We start from the raw sequence: 16,407 nt of genomic DNA, 5'->3' as shown, positions 1-16,407 counted from the left end.
TGTGAATCACGCCATGACATACACTGCCAAAATCTGAGGAAAGCAGATGAAAGTCTCCGACAAAACAGTACAAAGCCTGCGTATATTGATCGAACAGACCCATATGCAAGTCGGAGATCGTTTGCCTGCGGAACGTAAGTTGTGCGAACAACTGGGTGTATCCCGTTCTTCTTTAAGAGAAGCAATTTCGCAACTGAGCAGTATGGGCATGCTGCTCAGTAAAGTTGGAGCAGGAACTTATTTACAGCATTTACCTCATAATTGGTCACAACATCAAATTGTACAGCCCATCAGCGAATTGATAGATCAAGATCCGTCATATCGTTTTGATGTTCAAGAAGCACGAATGATTTTGGAAGGCGGAACTGCATGGTATGCCGCACAGCGAGCAACCCCAGAAGACCTTGTAAAAATTCGTGAATATTACGACCAAATTGCCCATTTTCAGTCGATAGGTGATGCCGATAAAGCATCAATGGCTGATGCGTATTTTCACCTTGCAATTGCTGAAGCCTCGCACAATCTGGTACTCATACAGGTCATGCGAGGGTTCTTTGATTTACTTCAATACAACGTGGTTTTGGGGCGACAAAAAGTGTATTCGGAATCACACCGCTTTGATCAATTGCATGATCAACATTTTCAAGTCATGGATGCAATTGAACGTAAAGATCCAGAAGCTGCACGTAAGGCAGTGTGTGGACATATCGAATTTGTCATTCAACAAGTTCGTTCTATCGGTGAGGAAGATGCCCGCCGTGAACGTGCAAGTCGATTAAACAGGATTTAAGTATGATTATTTCTTCTGCTAACGATTATCGCGAAGCTGCACGACGTCGTTTACCGCCATTTTTATTTCATTATATTGATGGTGGCGCAAACGCAGAATACACCCTTAAACGTAATGTAGAAGATTTATCAAAAATTGCATTAAGGCAACGTGTTCTGAATGATATGTCGCAGTTGAGTTTGGAAACTAAACTATTTGATGAAACCTTATCGATGCCAGTAGCCTTGTCACCTGTCGGTTTGACAGGTATGTATGCACGTCGTGGTGAAGTACAAGCCGCTGTTGCAGCAGATAAAAAAGGTATTCCTTTTACATTATCTACTGTTTCAGTTTGCCCAATTGAAGAAGTTGCACCTGCTATTAACCGTCCAATGTGGTTTCAGTTGTACGTACTGCGTGACCGTGGCTTCATGAAAAATGCATTGGAACGTGCAAAAGCGGCAGGTTGTTCTACACTAGTATTTACAGTGGATATGCCTGTTCCAGGTGCGCGTTACCGTGATGCACACTCTGGTATGAGTGGTCCAAATGCAGCCATGCGTCGTTATATGCAATCGTGTTTTCATCCGCACTGGGCTTGGAATGTCGGCTTACTCGGTCGTCCGCATGACTTAGGAAATATTTCTAAATACTTAGGAAAACCCACGGGTCTAGAAGATTATATTGGTTGGTTGGGGAATAACTTTGACCCATCTATTTCATGGAAAGACCTTGAGTGGATTCGTGAGTTTTGGGATGGCCCAATGGTGATCAAAGGAATTTTAGACCCTGAAGATGCGAAAGATGCAGTACGTTTTGGCGCAGATGGGATCGTTGTTTCTAATCACGGTGGTCGTCAGCTAGATGGTGTTTTATCTTCAGCTCGTGCTTTACCTCCAATTGCAGATGCAGTTAAAGGTGATATTAAAATTCTTGCTGATTCTGGCATTCGTAACGGTTTAGACGTTGTGCGCATGCTCGCATTGGGTGCAGATACGTGTATGTTGGGTCGTGCATTTATTTATGCTTTAGGTGCAGCAGGTGGTGAAGGTGTATCAAATCTGCTTGATTTAATTGATAAAGAAATGCGTGTGGCAATGACGTTGACTGGTGCGAAGACCATTGCAGATATTACAGAAAACTGTTTGGTGAAATTGGATAGAGAGTTGAGAGGGTGATTACTCTTTATATGTAAAGACCTCTTATTGCTGAACATATTCCTCCTCTTTATTAAAGAGGAGTTAGGAATGATTTCAGCTTGTAATTAAAGAGCCTTTTTTACGCAACATATGGCTTAGAGGTGAGGGAAGAACTCATCTCTTTAATTGATTAAAAATACCTCTCCCTAACCCTCTCCTGCGGAGGAGAGGGGATCTTATCAATGGAAAAGGCATCATGCAAACCCATTCAACTTTACAGCAAACCATTAAAAATCTTATTAATATTGTTGGAAAGCAACATGTTTTAACTGATGATGCTGATACCCGCCTCTACAGACAAGGTCGTCGTTACGGTGCAGGGCAGGTATTGGCTGTCGTTACACCTGGCACTTTATTGGAACAATGGCAGGTTTTGAAAACAGCTGTCGATGCAGATTGTGTCGTGATTATGCAGGCTGCCAATACAGGACTGACAGGCGGTTCAACCCCTTTTGGAGATGACTATGATCGCCCAGTGGTGCTCATTAGTACTCGTAGACTGGTAGGAATTCAGGTCATTAACGATGGTAAACAAGTTATTTGCTTACCGGGTGCAACACTGGATAAATTAGAAAAAGAACTTGCGGTTTTTAATCGTGAGCCACATTCTGTGATTGGTTCATCGTGTATCGGCGCATCGGTTTTGGGTGGAGTTTGCAATAACTCAGGTGGTGCTTTGGTGCGCCGTGGCCCTGCCTATACAGAACTAGCTTTATATGCACGAGTGAATGAATCGGGTAAATTAGAACTGGTCAATCATCTGGATGTGAATCTAGGTGATACAGCTGAGGATATTCTAAATACGCTTGAAAATAAGAACTATCAACTTGGCGATATTATTAATAATTCAAGCTGTTGTGCATCTGATCAGCGCTATTCACATGATGTTAAACAGATTGATGAAGCAACTCCTGCACGTTTTAATGCAGACCCAAGCCGATTATTTGAAGCTTCAGGTTCAGCAGGTAAAGTCTGTGTTTTCGCAGTACGACTGGATACCTTTGAAAAAATTCCAAGTCAGGTGTTCTATGTGGGCACCAATTCACATGATGATCTCACTGAAATCCGTCGCTTTTTACTCAAAGATTTACCACGTCTACCTATTGCAGGCGAGTACATTCACCGTGTTGCTTATGATATTGGTGCAGAATACGGTAAAGACAGTTTCATGTTTATTGAAAAGTTTGGAACAGCCAAAGTCCCAGCTGCATTTGCCATGAAAGACAAGGTTGATGGTTATCTTGAAAAAATTGGCATGAAAGGCTTGTCGGATAAAATTTTGCAATTGGTGACGAAAATGTTGCCTAATCATTTGCCTCAGCGAATGAATGAATTCCGTGATTTGTATGAACATCACTTGATGATTCGAATTGAAAATCAGGATGTTGAACAGGTTGAAATATTTTTAAAGCAGTATTTTCAAGACAAAGACTCAGGTCATTATTTTAAATGTAGCGAGGAAGAAGGGCGTAAAGCATTTTTACATCGTTTTGCTGTTGCAGGTGCAGCCATTCGTTATCGCGATACGCATCGTTCTGAAGTGGAAGACATTGTCGCACTGGATATTGCACTGCGTCGAAATGACCGTGAATGGGTCGAAACTTTACCGCAGGAAATGGATGAGAAAATTATTCATAAACTGTACTACGGACATTTTCTTTGCCATGTATTTCATCAGGATTATATTGTCAAAAAAGGAGTAGATCCTTTGGCGATGGAACATGCGATGTGGCATTTACTGGATGGTCGTGGTGCGGAATATCCTGCTGAACATAATGTCGGACATTTATATGTTGCCAAGCCAGCTTTGAAAAATCATTATCAGAAACTTGACCCAAGTAATCAATTTAACGTTGGTATTGGACATACTTCCAAGTTGAAAAACTGGAAATAGTCGGTATCGAGGTAGTTTTTACTCGTTGTGAAAATTAAGATCGTTTAATTTTCACAACGTCTTTATTTGATTAGTTTTTTATTCAGAATGTCCCAGTTTTGATGAAATAAATCCCAATACAAATGCACTCACCAAGAAAACAATCACTGCATACAGAATTGAGTGCGTGAAATACCATACTGTAATCGTCAATGTGGCAACAATAAATGTGCAAATCCAAATCGCTATGGTAGATGATTTAGATGGCGGTAGGGCTTGAGGTTTATTAATATCAGTCATTGGCGTATGTTGTTCTGTTGAGCTGTTGTCTGACTCATTTGCATATTCAATAGCATCATTCTTAAGCGCATTAGTTTCTGTATTATTATCTACGCCGTAAAAAAAATAAGAGTGATTATCGAAACGGGCTAAATTATTATGCTGAATCTCTGCAAAATCAGCGATATTCATCTGATCCTGCTGGAAATTTTCAAGTTGTTGTAATGGTTCTAATAAAAAATCAGCATCATCTAAGTTTAAAGATAAACCACTGGCTCTGAGCAAAATGTGTTGTGGAAAATGAAGCTCAATGAGTGATTGAAAATATTCAAAATGATAGATATTTTCAGAACCGAATGTGTTGATAAAAAGTGATTTTCGTTGTGCTAAATTGGCTAAAGCCTGTTGCTGATCTATAATTAAATAGGCATAAGCACTTTCACCAAAAGTATCGTGAAATTCTGCTAAATCATCTAAATTACCTTCATCATTAATATCGAGTAAATCGGTATATTTTGCCCAATATAAATTATTTTGACGAAACAACATTAACCATAAAATTGGAATAAAGGTATCGGCTTCAAGTTCAAAGGATGCTGTGTGGTAAAAAGCTTGCCACTGATTTAGGCTACCGATTGGCATCTGACTGAAAGTGGAACTGGTCAAAAATACAGGATTATTCATTGAGTTGTATGCTCTTATTTTTAAAATATCATTAAATGTATTTATTTGGATGAATATTTAAAATAACGCTTAATTCGATTCAGGAATATTATAAAACTGTATATCGGCTTTACATTTTGTAGATTGAGGATTGGCAAAATTGACTATAGAAACCATGAAAATATGATAAATAGTCATCCCAAAAATTCTAAAACTCGATAAAGTAGTATGCAACAAGTTGCAAAGCCAATAAATTAAGGATTAGCCATGACAACACGCTATGCAAATATTCTAAAACCACTGCATTTAGGCTTCACCACCATTAAAAACCGTGTGGTAATGGGTTCCATGCATACAGGTCTTGAAGATCGTTTTTATAATTATCCTAAACTTGCGGCATACTTTGGCGAACGTGCTAAAGGTGGTGTTGGGCTGATTATTACGGGTGGTATTTCTCCGAATCGTCAGGGCTGGTTATTGCCTGCGGGCGGAACGATGAATACTTTGGGTGATATTGCACCACACCGTTTAGTGACACATGCGGTTCATAAACATGGTGCTAAAATTTTGATGCAGATTTTGCATGCAGGTCGTTATGGTTATCAGCCATTTGTAGTCTCTGCAAGTCCAATTAAATCTCCAATTTCTATGTTTAAGCCACGTGAGATGTCAGACAAACTCATTCTGAGTACGATTGATGATTTTGCTGAGACGGCAAGTCTTGCAAAAAAAGCAGGTTATGATGGCGTGGAAATTATGGGTTCAGAAGGTTATTTACTGAATCAGTTTTTAAGCCGCCACGTGAATCAGCGTGAAGACCGTTGGGGTGGCCCAATTGAAAACCGTATGCGCTTTCCTGTCGAAATTGTTAAAGCGATTCGTCAGAAAGTTGGTGAGAAATTTATTATCTGTTTCCGCTTGTCGATGCTCGATTTAGTCCATGATGGTAATACGATGGACGAAGTCATCACTGTTGCTCAGGCTTTAGAAAAAGCAGGTATTACATTATTAAATACGGGTATTGGTTGGCATGAAGCACGTGTGCCTACGATTGTAACTTCTGTACCACGTGCAGCATTTGTTGATTATACCGCCGAAGTGAAAAAGCATGTTTCGGTGCCTGTTATTGCATCTAACCGTATTAATATGCCTGAAACTGCGGAAGAAATTCTAGCTGCGGGCAAAGCTGATATGGTATCGATGGCACGTCCTTTATTGGCAGATGCTTTTTGGGTGAATAAAACAGCGACCAATCGTGTTGATGAAATTAATACCTGTATCGGATGTAATCAGGCATGTATTGACCATAGTTTTCAGAATAAACGTGCAACTTGTTTGGTTAATCCACGCGCAGGGCATGAAACTGAATTGGTCTATTTAAAAACTAAAAAACCGAAGAAAATTGCGGTGGTCGGTGGTGGTGTAGCAGGAATGTCTGCCGCGACTGTAGCGGCAAGTCGTGGGCATCGAGTCACTTTATTTGAAGCAACTAATGATATTGGTGGACAGTTTAATTTAGCCAAAGTTGTACCAGGCAAAGAAGAATTTCACGAAACCATTCGTTATTTCAAAGTTCAGATTGAAAAAACAGGTGTAGATTTACGTTTAAATACACGTGTGAACCGTGAACAGCTTGAGCGTGAAGGTTTCGATGAGGTTATTGTGGCAACAGGTGTTGTGCCACGTAGTTTGAAAATTGATGGTGGTGATGCACCTCAGGTTTTGTCTTATGCAGAAGTTTTGCGTGGCGCACCTGTCGGTCATAAAGTTGCAGTAATTGGTGCAGGTGGTATTGGTTTTGATGTGTCAGAATTTTTATTGAAACCTGAGCATCAACCTCAGCCACAACCTTTAGTCGATTGGATGCGTGAATGGGGCGTAGACCCGAATCCGAATTATATGACGGAAGGTGGATCTGTTCCTTCACAGGTTGAGCCCCCGATTCGTCAGATTTATTTAATGCAGCGTAAAACTACGCCATTAGGCATCGGACTGGGGAAAACCTCTGGGTGGGTACATCGCGCACAATTGAAAAAACATGCAGTGAGAATGATGCGTGGTGTGCAATATAAATCTGTCAGCAATGAAGGTTTATGGATTGAAACTGATGGGCATGATCAGTTGCTACGAGTAGATACGATCGTCGTTTGTGCAGGGCAGGAGTCGGTTAAAGATTTAATGCCGAAAGAGGGTGAAGCGACTCTGGCAAATTACCATATTATTGGTGGTGCAAAACTGGCGGCTGAACTTGATGCTAAGCGTGCGATTCGTGAAGGTGCTGAAATTGCAGCTGCATTGTAATAAATTTGATAGAGATTGATGAAACAATATGCATTTGAAAGGTTTAATTGAATTTTTCACTTGTCAATGTTTCAAAAGCTCCGTATTATGGCGCACATGGAAGCGTGGCAGAGCGGTTTAATGCACCGGTCTTGAAAACCGACGAGGGCGCGAGTCCTCCGTGAGTTCGAATCTCACCGCTTCCGCCACATTGAAGTTTCTGACACTGTTTAACACTATATAAGCATTTGACTTATAAGGTTAAAGTTAGAAACAAGCGGTATAACAGCCTATGACACAGTACGTCAATGAGCAGTTATAAAGTAGTAAAAAATGCAGTAAGATTATTTCTTACTGCATTTTTTTTGTTTATACGCTATGACTGCTCGTGGAATTAATAAACTGACCGCTTTACAGGTTAAAAAAGCAAAAGCAAACCCAGATAAAATGTATAAGCTTCCTGATGGGGGAAACCTATACCTGCGTATTGATTCTAATGGTAGCAAATATTGGATCTTCAACTATACATACCCCTACATTGCGAAACGCAACGATTTATCGCTCGGCACATATCCCGAAGTCGCCTTGGAAGAAGCACGTACAGTTCGTGCCGATTATAAAAAGTTAATCAAGCAGGGAGTTGATCCAGCCACAGTACGCTTAGAAACCAAGAATCAAAAATAAAAAGAAGCAGAACATACCTTTCGTGTAGTGAGTGCAGAGTGGCTTAAAAAGCGAGCATTGGAAGGTAAGCAGGATGAACAAACACTTCGTCGTTTGAATTATGATGCCTATCCTTATATCGGGGATATGAGCTTTCCACAAATCACTGTAGTGGTATTGGAAGCAAAAGTATTCCAGCGCATTATTGACCGCGAAGCCTTATTGGTTGCCAAACGCATAAAATCAGATTTAAATCAAATCTTTAAATCTGCACGTAAAAAGAAACTGATTCAGTATAATCCCATTGAAGATATTGAATTACCCAATCCTCAAGGTGGGAATTTTGCTGCAGTGACAGAAGAACAAGACCTCGCACCGATGCTCAATAAAATTTGGAACTATTCTAAATTACATACACGTTGCTTAATCACCACACAAGTTGCATTAAAGCTCTCAGTTTTAACCTTTTAGTGTAATTGCATTGTGGAATTATGATCAACTTAGATAACAGGAATAAAACCAGAATAGATTTTGATTATTAAATTTTTTAATCATTCAACAGATATTGATTCGAGAATAGTTTTTATGTTATAAATTGTTAAATGTTGTTTAATTCAGCAATATTTAAAAAATATGAGAAATAAATCACTATGGGTTTAAAATGAAAAAATCAACTAAAAATATATTTGCACTTTGTTTAATCAGTGGCTTATTGGTCGCTTGTGGAGGAGGAGGTAGTGGTGATAACGTAAGTTCTTCTGGTTCTTCATCAAACTCTGGTTCAAGTAGTCAAACAATTACTGCAAGTTGTTCAACATTAGACAATGGAAAAACTTATTTAATTACAACAAGCGGATGTTTAGTGAATACTTCATCTAATGTTCAGACAGGGGTTTGTACTTCTGCTACTAATATTAAACTTTTAACAGGTTCTGGATTAACCAAGGATAAAGTTATCGCTCAAGGAAGTAGTTTTACTGGTGGTAGTGGCTTAACTATTAATGGTGTAAGTTATAAGTGTGCTTAATGAAATGAATTTAAAGGCAATTCTTGTTGGTCTGTTCTGTTTTGCTTCAGGCTATGGAATCGCTTTGTTGAATGCTGATGACGGATTAAATAATCCGTCTCAGCCATACAATGAAATTGATTCTAAAATATTAAGTGAAAATATAAATAAACCAATTCCAAACAGTCATGATGATCAATTTAATGCATTGATATCACAACCGAATGGGCATATTTTATCCCAAGCAACAATAGATAAAATAAAAATGGTACTCAAGCAAATGCCTGATCAGGAGGTTGCACACTATTTGTCGAAAGCATTTCCTTTAAACAATTTTAGTTCTATTCAAAATAAAAAACAGTTTTCAGAAAGACTATTAGAAGAGTTATCTGATGAAGCTAGTGTTTCTAAAGAAGATATGCAAGGTAAACTTGTTTTGTCTAGAAATCTAAGTAATAACTTACAGTCTGAGAACATGTCCCAAATTTATAAGAATCAACAAATCGTTGCTCATTACGATACGTTAGGGAAATTATCGAAAAGTGATCAAGTTTTTGTGAAATGGGTAAATAAGGACAGTGGTGAGGTATTACTATTTGCGCCACAGCCTGTAAATCCTCAAAGTGATCAAAATTGGGTGAGTTATGCTCCACCAGATGGTTGGAAACCTGGTGAGTATGCCATTCAATATTATCAAGTTGATGATAAGTTAACCCCTATTGCTCAGACCGATTATACGATTGGACAGGTATTGGATTAATTTAATTTTGTATAAGAACACTTTTCATTGGCTTTTCTATTAAAGCGAGTATATGGCGATAAGTTAGAGTTCAAGATAACTTATCTAACCGTCTCGTCAATAACGTAGTCAAAGAATACTTAGACCAACATACCAATATGATGCATATGGAGAGCTTATACGTCAAAAATCGACTAAAAGGTGATTTGCATCTTGAGTGGGATGTATGTGGTCGTTTGATTAAAAGCCGTAATGCTGAATTTACCGCAGAGTACCGTTATGATGCTTTAGGTCGTCGTATTCAAAAAGGTAGTAAACACTACCATACAGCTGATGAACAGAATGTGATTTATGGATGGGAGGGCAATACTTTAGCCTTTGAATGGCTTTGTTGCACAAACCTATTCTTAAAGCCGTCTTTAGCAATATAATTTTCACATGAAGAAGCCAGCATTGAAAACTTATCGTACGACCAATTGGTCTTCTTATAACCGAGCATTAATAAATCGATGAAATATCTCGATTTGGTTTGATCCTAGGACTCAATGGTATGCTCACCCACAAGGCAAGCAAGGTCGAAATCAGACCTATTCCGATACAGCTATTCAATGCTGCTTAATGATCAAATCTCTCTTTCGACTCTCTCTACGCATGGTTACAGGTTTTGTTCAAAGTCTGATTAAACTTTGCGGATTAGATTGGACAGCCCCGAATATCAGTGATATTCGTACACCACGCTTTGTAGAAGACAAAGGCATATCGATATTGTGATTGGCTATCAAAAAAGTAGTGATGGACTACCTTGCACAATATATTGCTCATTGTCGACTCTACTGGTCTAAAGTTTCTAGGTGAAGGTGAATGGAAACGAAAGAAACATCAGTCTGAATATCGTCGCCAATGGCGTAAGCTCCATATTGGTATAGATGCTGAAACCCTGCAAATACGAGCTGTTCAGCTCACGACGAACAATGTCAGTGATTCACAGGTACTTAGTGATTTACTTGATCAAATTCCCTTGGATGAGCAAATTAATTCTGTCTATACAGATGGTGCTTATGACACAAAGCACTGCCGACAAATCATTTTAGATCGAGATGCACATGCGGTCATTCCACCAAGAAAAAATGCAAAGCCATGGAAAGATGAGCAAGCGAGGTCTATAGAGCGGAATGAGTTATTGAAAACAGCCAAACAGTTAGGAAGATCCCTTTGGAAAAAATGGTCAGGTTATCATCGCCGAAGCTTGGTTGAAACCAAGATGCATTGCATCAAGTTATTAGGCGATAAACTCAGTGCCAGAAATTTTGACAGCCAAGTCAACGAGATTCATGCACGCGTAGCAGTCTTGAATAAATTCACAGAATTAGGTCGCCCTCATACCCAAGTTGCCACTTAAATTTGGCTCACTTAGGATAGCTCAGTCCTTTAAATCTTTGTGCAACAAAGACATTTTAAAGAGATATAGCTCAAAATATAAGAAAAATGCAATTTCAAAAAACATTTATGATTAAAACAAAGTTTGTTTCATTTATTGCAAGAATAATGTGAAATGGTTTGCATTTTTTGTTAAATAATTGTAGTATGCATCGCATGTAACATTACCGTATCAAAACTTAATTTATTACTTTTGGAAATCCAAAAATGAAAAAAATTGCTTTTCTTGCAGCTGTAACAATCTTAGGTATGTCAACTGCTTATGCAGCAGATGGTACCATTACCATTAATGGTCTAGTAACAGATAAGACTTGTGACATTGTGACGCCACAAGGCAAAGACTTTACTGTAACTTTACCTACTGTTTCTAAGCAAACATTGGCTAAAGTTGGTGATGTTGCTGGTCGTACTCCGTTTACAATCAATCTTGCAAACTGTTCTGAAGGTAAAGTTGCAACTTACTTCGAACCAGGCGCAACAGTGGATTTCGGTACAGGTCGTTTAAATAACCAAGATGCTGCAGGTGCGAAAAACGTTCAGGTTCAGTTATTGGGTTCAAATAACCAATTTATTCCAGTACTTGCTGCTGGTGCTTTAGGTACGCAAACCAACTCACAGTGGGTGAATGTCGCTGATGCTGGCGCTGCTGACTTAAACTACTATGCTGAATACTATGCAACTGATGCTTCTGCTGCAGGTAAAGTAACCACTTCTGTTCAATATACAATTATCTATCAATAATTTGCATAGTGTGGATTGGAGCTAAGATGGGTATCATCTTAGCTCTTCATTTTATTGAGTTAGAGATATTGTTATGCGCCTGAATCGTTGGTTTTTCCAGAAAAGTCTTATTGCCTGTTTGATCCCATTTAGCTGTGCAAATGCTGAAATTATTATCCATGGTACACGTGTGATTTATCCATCAGATGCGCGTGAAATTACTTTACAGGTGAGTAATAACGGAAATAAACCCTCGCTGGTTCAGGCATGGATTGATGAAGGCGATGCTAAAAGTACGCCTGATCAGTCTAAAGCGCCTTTTATGATTACGCCACCGATATCACGGGTTGAAGCCAGTAAAGGGCAATCATTGCGGATCTCTGCTTTACCTCAGACCAGTACATTAAGTAAAACTCAAGAAACACTGTATTGGCTGAATATTCTCGATATTCCACCTAAGCCAACCACAAAAAATCAGAATGAAGTGCCGGAAAATTTCCTGCAACTTGCCATTCGTTCGCGGATCAAGTTTTTTTATCGACCAACAGGGATTAAGGAGGATGTTGCCTTAGCACCTGAAAAATTAAAATGGTCGAATGATGGTGTATTTGTGGCGATTAAAAACCCAACGCCTTTTTATGTCACTTTAACATCGATTATGCAAGACCATGCAGGAAAACGTGTGGATATTTTATCTGAAGGTTTAATGCTTAAGCCATTTTCAGAAGAGAAAGTTAGGCTGAAGACAACGAGCACGGCAACAATGACTTTTAAAACCATTAATGATTTTGGAGGTCGGGTTGAGCAGAATGTTAAATTCTAAGCATTATTACCCTTAATACAGTGACTTTACATCAAAAACACAACAGTTTAGACGTGAGTGGCGGTTTCCTTATGCAGAAAGAAAAGAAAAATTTTAGGTGGGTTACGCAACATATTCGCTATTATGTAGCGTGCGGTGCAATCACATTGAGTATTTCTACACTTGTGAACGCAGGGGAATCGCAGCTGCAAAAAGTTGCCGAAGAGGTCGAGTTTGATTCAGTCTTTTTAATTGGTGATGCCAAAAAAATAGATGTAGATCGGTTTAAATACGGTAACCCTGTTTTACCTGGCGAATATAATGTCGATGTTTACGTAAACGGAAACTGGTTTGGTAAACATCGTATGATGTTTAAAGCGTTTGATAATAAAGAAAATGCATTTACCTGCTTTAACTCAAATAAGCTCCTTGAATATGGGGTAAAACCAGACGTGATTAAGCTGAAATCTGCTGGTATGAGCGCTGCTTCTGACTGTCAAAAAATTGAGCAGTGGATTGATGATGCATTTTATGAGTTTGATACATCACGTTTACGTGTAGATATTTCTATTCCGCAAGTGGCGATGCAGAAAAATGCACAGGGCTATGTTGATCCGAGTGTATGGGATCGTGGTATCAATGCCGCTTTTCTTTCTTATAATGCCAGTGCCTATAAAACATTTAATAAATTTCAAGGCAATGAAGAACGCACCAATGCGTTTACTTCGGTGTCTACGGGTGCCAATTTGGCGGGCTGGCAATTTCGTCATAATGGTCAGTGGCAATGGCAGGATCAGCCATCCGAAAATGAATCAAGATCCAATTACGATGATATCAGCACCTATGTTCAACGTGCATTTCCTCAATATCGTGGGGTATTGACTTTAGGCGATAGTTTTACTGACGGTGAAATTTTTGATTCCTTTGGTTATCGTGGTGTGGATTTTTCCAGTGATGATCGCATGTTACCCAACAGTATGGTGGGTTATGCGCCTAGAATCCGAGGGAATGCAAAAACCAATGCCAAAGTTGAAGTGCGTCAGCAAGGACAGTTGATTTATCAAACAACAGTTGCGCCTGGTAGTTTTGAAATTAATGACCTTTATCCTACAGGATTCGGTGGTGAACTCGAGGTTTCCATTGTTGAAGCCAGTGGTGAAGTACAACGTTTCTCTGTCCCTTATGCTTCCGTTGTGCAAATGCTACGTCCTGGTATGAGTCGTTATTCTGTGACCACAGGTAAGTTTAGAGATAAGGACATTGATGCTGAACCGTGGATTATTCAGGGTAAATATCAGCGCGGCATCAATAACTATATCACCAGTTATGGTGGACTACAGGCTGCTCAAGATTATACTGCGCTCACACTGGGCGGTGCTTTTGCAACACCGATTGGTGCAATTGCATTGGATGTGACTCATTCACAAGCTGATTTTGAACGTCGTAAAAAACAATCTGGTCAGAGTTTCCGTTTAAGCTATAGTAAATTAATTACACCTACGGATACCAATCTGACTTTAGCGGCCTATCGCTATTCAACCGAAAACTTCTATAAATTGCGTGATGCATTGTTGGTTCAGGATTTAGATGATAAAGGCATCAGTTCAACTCATGTAGGCAAACAACGCAGTGAGTTTCAGATTACTTTGAACCAAGGATTACCTGAAAACTGGGGCAATATCTATGCGACAGGTTCGTGGAGTGATTACTGGAATCGTCAGGAAACCACCCGTCAGTATCAGCTGGGATACAGCAATACCCAACATGGTTTAACCTACGGGTTATCTGCAATCAGACGTATTGTGGAAGATAATGCGTCTAATCAACGCAGAAATGACACTGAATATATGTTGACGTTATCACTGCCGTTAACCTTCAAGAAAAATTCTGTAAATATCAACTCAATCACTACTCAGGATAACGCAACGGTTGGCGTTAGTGGCGTTGTGGGTGATCGTTTCAATTATGGTACATCGGTGTCTACACGCTTTGGGCAAAACCCAAGTCTGAATATGAATGCCCAGTATCGAACCAATTTTGCAACAGTGGGCGCGTCTTATAGCGTGGCTGAGCAGTATGAACAGGCGATGCTGACAACGCGTGGAAATATTGTGGCACATTCGGGTGGTGTACTGTTTGGCCCTGATCAAGGCCAGACCATGGTATTGGTTTATGCCCCTGACGCAGCAGGTGCCAAAGTCAACAATACCACGGGTTTAAGCATTAATAAATCGGGCTATGCGGTGATTCCGTATGTGACACCTTATCGCTTGAATGATATCACGCTTGATCCACAGGCGATGTCAACAGATGTTGAATTAGAAGAAACCAGCCAACGGATTGCACCTTATTCTGGTGCGATCTCGCAGGTGAGTTTTGTGACGAAAATAGGTAAAGCAATCTATATTCGTGGTCTGAATGCACAAGGTGGGACATTACCATTTGCAGCCGAAGTCTATAATTCACAAGGCGAAAATATTGGTATGGTTGCGCAGGGTAGTATGATTTATTTACGTACAAATACAACAGCAGATACCATCACTGTAAAATGGGGTGATGAAACCAGCCAACAATGTCGTGTAAAGTACGATGTCACACAACAAGCCACCGATAAAAAACAAAGTATGCTAATGGCGGACGGAGTATGTCAATGAAAAATAAAGTTTTAAATAGTCTATTATTCATTGGTGCGTTTGCAGGTATTTCTGAAGTTCGGGCTGCATGCCCAGCCAACTCAAATTTTAGAACGGTCGATATTTCAATGGCGGTGGGTCGAGTCGTGGTCCGTCCAAGTGATGAAGTTGGAAAGGTATTACGTAAGGCAACATTTCCGATTAGTCCCAATGGTTCAACCTATTCGTGTGATCGCAATGGCAGTTATCTAGATGCAACTCTTTCACAGACTTATCCATTGAGCCCTATTGGTAATAATATATATTCCACTAATATTCCTGGAATAGGGATACGTTTATACCGTGAAGCCGAAAATGCCACCAATTTTTCGGGTTATTATCCATATTCACGACAGACAGCGACCAATACAAATTACACTTTAGCGCAGGGTTTTTTTGTAGTTGAAATTATTAAAACTGCAAATCAGACAGGTTCAGGGACGCTAGTTCCTGGGCGTTACAGTGCTTATAATATGCGCGGAAGTTCAGCAACGCCGTGGCTGACCAGTACCGTTTATGGTAATGCGATTACCATTGCATCATCTTCCTGTGAATGGCGAGGTGATATTAATAAAGTGGTTCAATTGCCTACAGTCAATAAAGCTGATTTTAAAGGAGTAGGGTCTACTCAGGGCGAGCAGGCTTTTGATCTCAATATTTTATGTAATGGTGGTCAGAATCCTACAGGTTTTGAAGAAAGCAATAAGATCAGCCTGAGTTTCGATTATAATTCTGCACCTAATACCAATAATTTGGTCCTGCTAAACGACGCACCAGCTACAGATCGGGCAAATGGGGTCGGTGTGCAGTTATTATGGAATTATCAAAATCAAAATAAGGCCATTGCAAAAAATGAGAAGCTGGCATTGGGTACATTAAATTCCAATCAAAGCATTCAGTATAATGTGCCAATGAAAGCACGTTATTATCAGACTGCGTCAAATGTTTCACCAGGTAAAGTACGGGGATTGGCAACAGTCACAATTGAATATGATTAAATCGACTCAATCACACTTTATTACTTATTTTTATGTGGAGCTAAAATAAGTGTTGTTTTGCTGATATAGATATGTAATTAATTAACGACACCATCTCTAATAAAGGAGATTGAGATGACGTTAATAAAATTTCTAACTATTTATTTGGTTCTAACAATAAATTATTTTTTTAGTGTGACGAGTTATGCAAATCAGATCGATTTTAAAGGGAGGGCGAATTCAAACATGAGGTGCGACAGTTTGAAAAGTCTTATGATAATCAACAAGCTGAGCAAATTTCTCTAATGGTGTAAGCCAATCTAACGCT

General features: G+C 39.5%; 11 protein-coding genes, 1 tRNA gene and 3 pseudogenes. 14 read left to right on the top strand and 1 reads right to left on the bottom strand.

Going from position 1 to position 16,407, the window contains the following annotated elements; translation table 11 throughout:
- Window positions 1-46: 46 nt before the first annotated feature.
- The 3 genes from lldR (at window position 47) to dld (ending at window position 3,862) form a co-directional block, all read left to right on the top strand.
- Window positions 47-790: a transcriptional regulator LldR gene (lldR, locus tag ACG94X_RS15370; RefSeq protein ID WP_419384577.1), complete on the top strand. Its 744-nt coding sequence runs from the start codon at window positions 47-49 to the stop codon at window positions 788-790.
- A 2-nt stretch (window positions 791-792) separates the two neighbouring features.
- On the top strand, window positions 793-1,947 hold the full coding sequence (lldD, locus tag ACG94X_RS15365; RefSeq protein WP_419384576.1) for an FMN-dependent L-lactate dehydrogenase LldD: 1,155 nt from the start codon (window positions 793-795) through the stop codon (window positions 1,945-1,947).
- A gap of 217 nt (window positions 1,948-2,164) precedes the next feature.
- Window positions 2,165-3,862: a D-lactate dehydrogenase gene (gene dld / locus ACG94X_RS15360; protein ID WP_419384575.1), complete on the top strand. Its 1,698-nt coding sequence runs from the start codon at window positions 2,165-2,167 to the stop codon at window positions 3,860-3,862.
- Window positions 3,863-3,940: 78 nt separating this feature from the next.
- Here dld and ACG94X_RS15355 read toward each other — a convergent pair whose 3' ends face one another.
- Window positions 3,941-4,804 carry a hypothetical protein gene (locus tag ACG94X_RS15355; protein ID WP_419384574.1) on the bottom strand — a complete coding sequence of 288 codons (864 nt, stop codon included), beginning with the start codon at window positions 4,802-4,804 and terminating at the stop codon, window positions 3,941-3,943.
- A 246-nt stretch (window positions 4,805-5,050) separates the two neighbouring features.
- Here ACG94X_RS15355 and ACG94X_RS15350 point away from each other — a divergent pair, with 246 nt between their 5' ends.
- From ACG94X_RS15350 to ACG94X_RS15300, 11 genes and pseudogenes are all read left to right on the top strand, one after another.
- Window positions 5,051-7,084 carry an FAD-dependent oxidoreductase gene (locus ACG94X_RS15350; RefSeq protein WP_419384573.1) on the top strand — a complete coding sequence of 678 codons (2,034 nt, stop codon included), beginning with the start codon at window positions 5,051-5,053 and terminating at the stop codon, window positions 7,082-7,084.
- A 98-nt stretch (window positions 7,085-7,182) separates the two neighbouring features.
- Window positions 7,183-7,272, top strand: a tRNA-Ser gene (locus ACG94X_RS15345).
- A gap of 169 nt (window positions 7,273-7,441) precedes the next feature.
- A pseudogene (locus tag ACG94X_RS15340) lies at window positions 7,442-8,194 on the top strand (tyrosine-type recombinase/integrase); the annotation flags it as partial.
- 193 nt (window positions 8,195-8,387) lie between these two features.
- A complete protein-coding gene (locus tag ACG94X_RS15335; protein ID WP_419384572.1) occupies window positions 8,388-8,753 on the top strand; it encodes a hypothetical protein in 366 nt (121 codons plus the stop codon).
- A 4-nt stretch (window positions 8,754-8,757) separates the two neighbouring features.
- Window positions 8,758-9,492, top strand: a complete 735-nt coding sequence (locus ACG94X_RS15330; protein WP_419384571.1) for a hypothetical protein — start codon at window positions 8,758-8,760, stop codon at window positions 9,490-9,492.
- Between the two features lie 86 nt (window positions 9,493-9,578).
- Window positions 9,579-9,854, top strand: a pseudogene (locus ACG94X_RS15325) (RHS repeat domain-containing protein); the annotation flags it as partial.
- A 55-nt stretch (window positions 9,855-9,909) separates the two neighbouring features.
- Window positions 9,910-10,870, top strand: a pseudogene (locus tag ACG94X_RS15320) (IS5 family transposase).
- Between the two features lie 245 nt (window positions 10,871-11,115).
- Entirely contained in the window at window positions 11,116-11,649 is a 534-nt protein-coding gene (locus ACG94X_RS15315; RefSeq protein ID WP_419384570.1) for a fimbrial protein, read from the top strand.
- Between the two features lie 73 nt (window positions 11,650-11,722).
- Complete coding sequence (locus ACG94X_RS15310) at window positions 11,723-12,451, top strand: fimbrial biogenesis chaperone (protein WP_419384569.1); 729 nt, start codon at window positions 11,723-11,725, stop codon at window positions 12,449-12,451.
- Between the two features lie 71 nt (window positions 12,452-12,522).
- Window positions 12,523-15,084, top strand: a complete 2,562-nt coding sequence (locus tag ACG94X_RS15305; RefSeq protein WP_419384568.1) for a fimbria/pilus outer membrane usher protein — start codon at window positions 12,523-12,525, stop codon at window positions 15,082-15,084.
- Window positions 15,081-16,100, top strand: coding sequence for a fimbrial protein (locus ACG94X_RS15300; RefSeq protein WP_419384567.1), 1,020 nt, complete (start codon window positions 15,081-15,083; stop codon window positions 16,098-16,100). The genes ACG94X_RS15305 and ACG94X_RS15300 overlap by 4 nt, the downstream gene beginning before the upstream one ends.
- Window positions 16,101-16,407 lie beyond the last annotated feature (307 nt).

This window comes from Acinetobacter psychrotolerans, from assembly GCF_048552595.1.
Classification (GTDB): Bacteria; Pseudomonadota; Gammaproteobacteria; order Pseudomonadales; family Moraxellaceae; genus Acinetobacter.
Note: the sequence above shows the minus strand (reverse complement) of the source record. Positions and strands in the feature narration are given on the sequence as shown.

Excerpts from the sequence above, each read along its gene's own strand:
- lldR (WP_419384577.1), top strand. The coding sequence starts at position 47 with ATGAAAGTCTCCGACAAAACAGTACAAAGCCTGCGTATATTGATCGAA.
- lldD (WP_419384576.1), top strand. The coding sequence starts at position 793 with ATGATTATTTCTTCTGCTAACGATTATCGCGAAGCTGCACGACGTCGT.
- dld (WP_419384575.1), top strand. The coding sequence starts at position 2,165 with ATGCAAACCCATTCAACTTTACAGCAAACCATTAAAAATCTTATTAAT.
- ACG94X_RS15355 (WP_419384574.1), bottom strand. The coding sequence starts at position 4,804 with ATGAATAATCCTGTATTTTTGACCAGTTCCACTTTCAGTCAGATGCCA.
- ACG94X_RS15350 (WP_419384573.1), top strand. The coding sequence starts at position 5,051 with ATGACAACACGCTATGCAAATATTCTAAAACCACTGCATTTAGGCTTC.
- ACG94X_RS15335 (WP_419384572.1), top strand. The coding sequence starts at position 8,388 with ATGAAAAAATCAACTAAAAATATATTTGCACTTTGTTTAATCAGTGGC.
- ACG94X_RS15330 (WP_419384571.1), top strand. The coding sequence starts at position 8,758 with ATGAATTTAAAGGCAATTCTTGTTGGTCTGTTCTGTTTTGCTTCAGGC.
- ACG94X_RS15315 (WP_419384570.1), top strand. The coding sequence starts at position 11,116 with ATGAAAAAAATTGCTTTTCTTGCAGCTGTAACAATCTTAGGTATGTCA.
- ACG94X_RS15310 (WP_419384569.1), top strand. The coding sequence starts at position 11,723 with ATGCGCCTGAATCGTTGGTTTTTCCAGAAAAGTCTTATTGCCTGTTTG.
- ACG94X_RS15305 (WP_419384568.1), top strand. The coding sequence starts at position 12,523 with ATGCAGAAAGAAAAGAAAAATTTTAGGTGGGTTACGCAACATATTCGC.
- ACG94X_RS15300 (WP_419384567.1), top strand. The coding sequence starts at position 15,081 with ATGAAAAATAAAGTTTTAAATAGTCTATTATTCATTGGTGCGTTTGCA.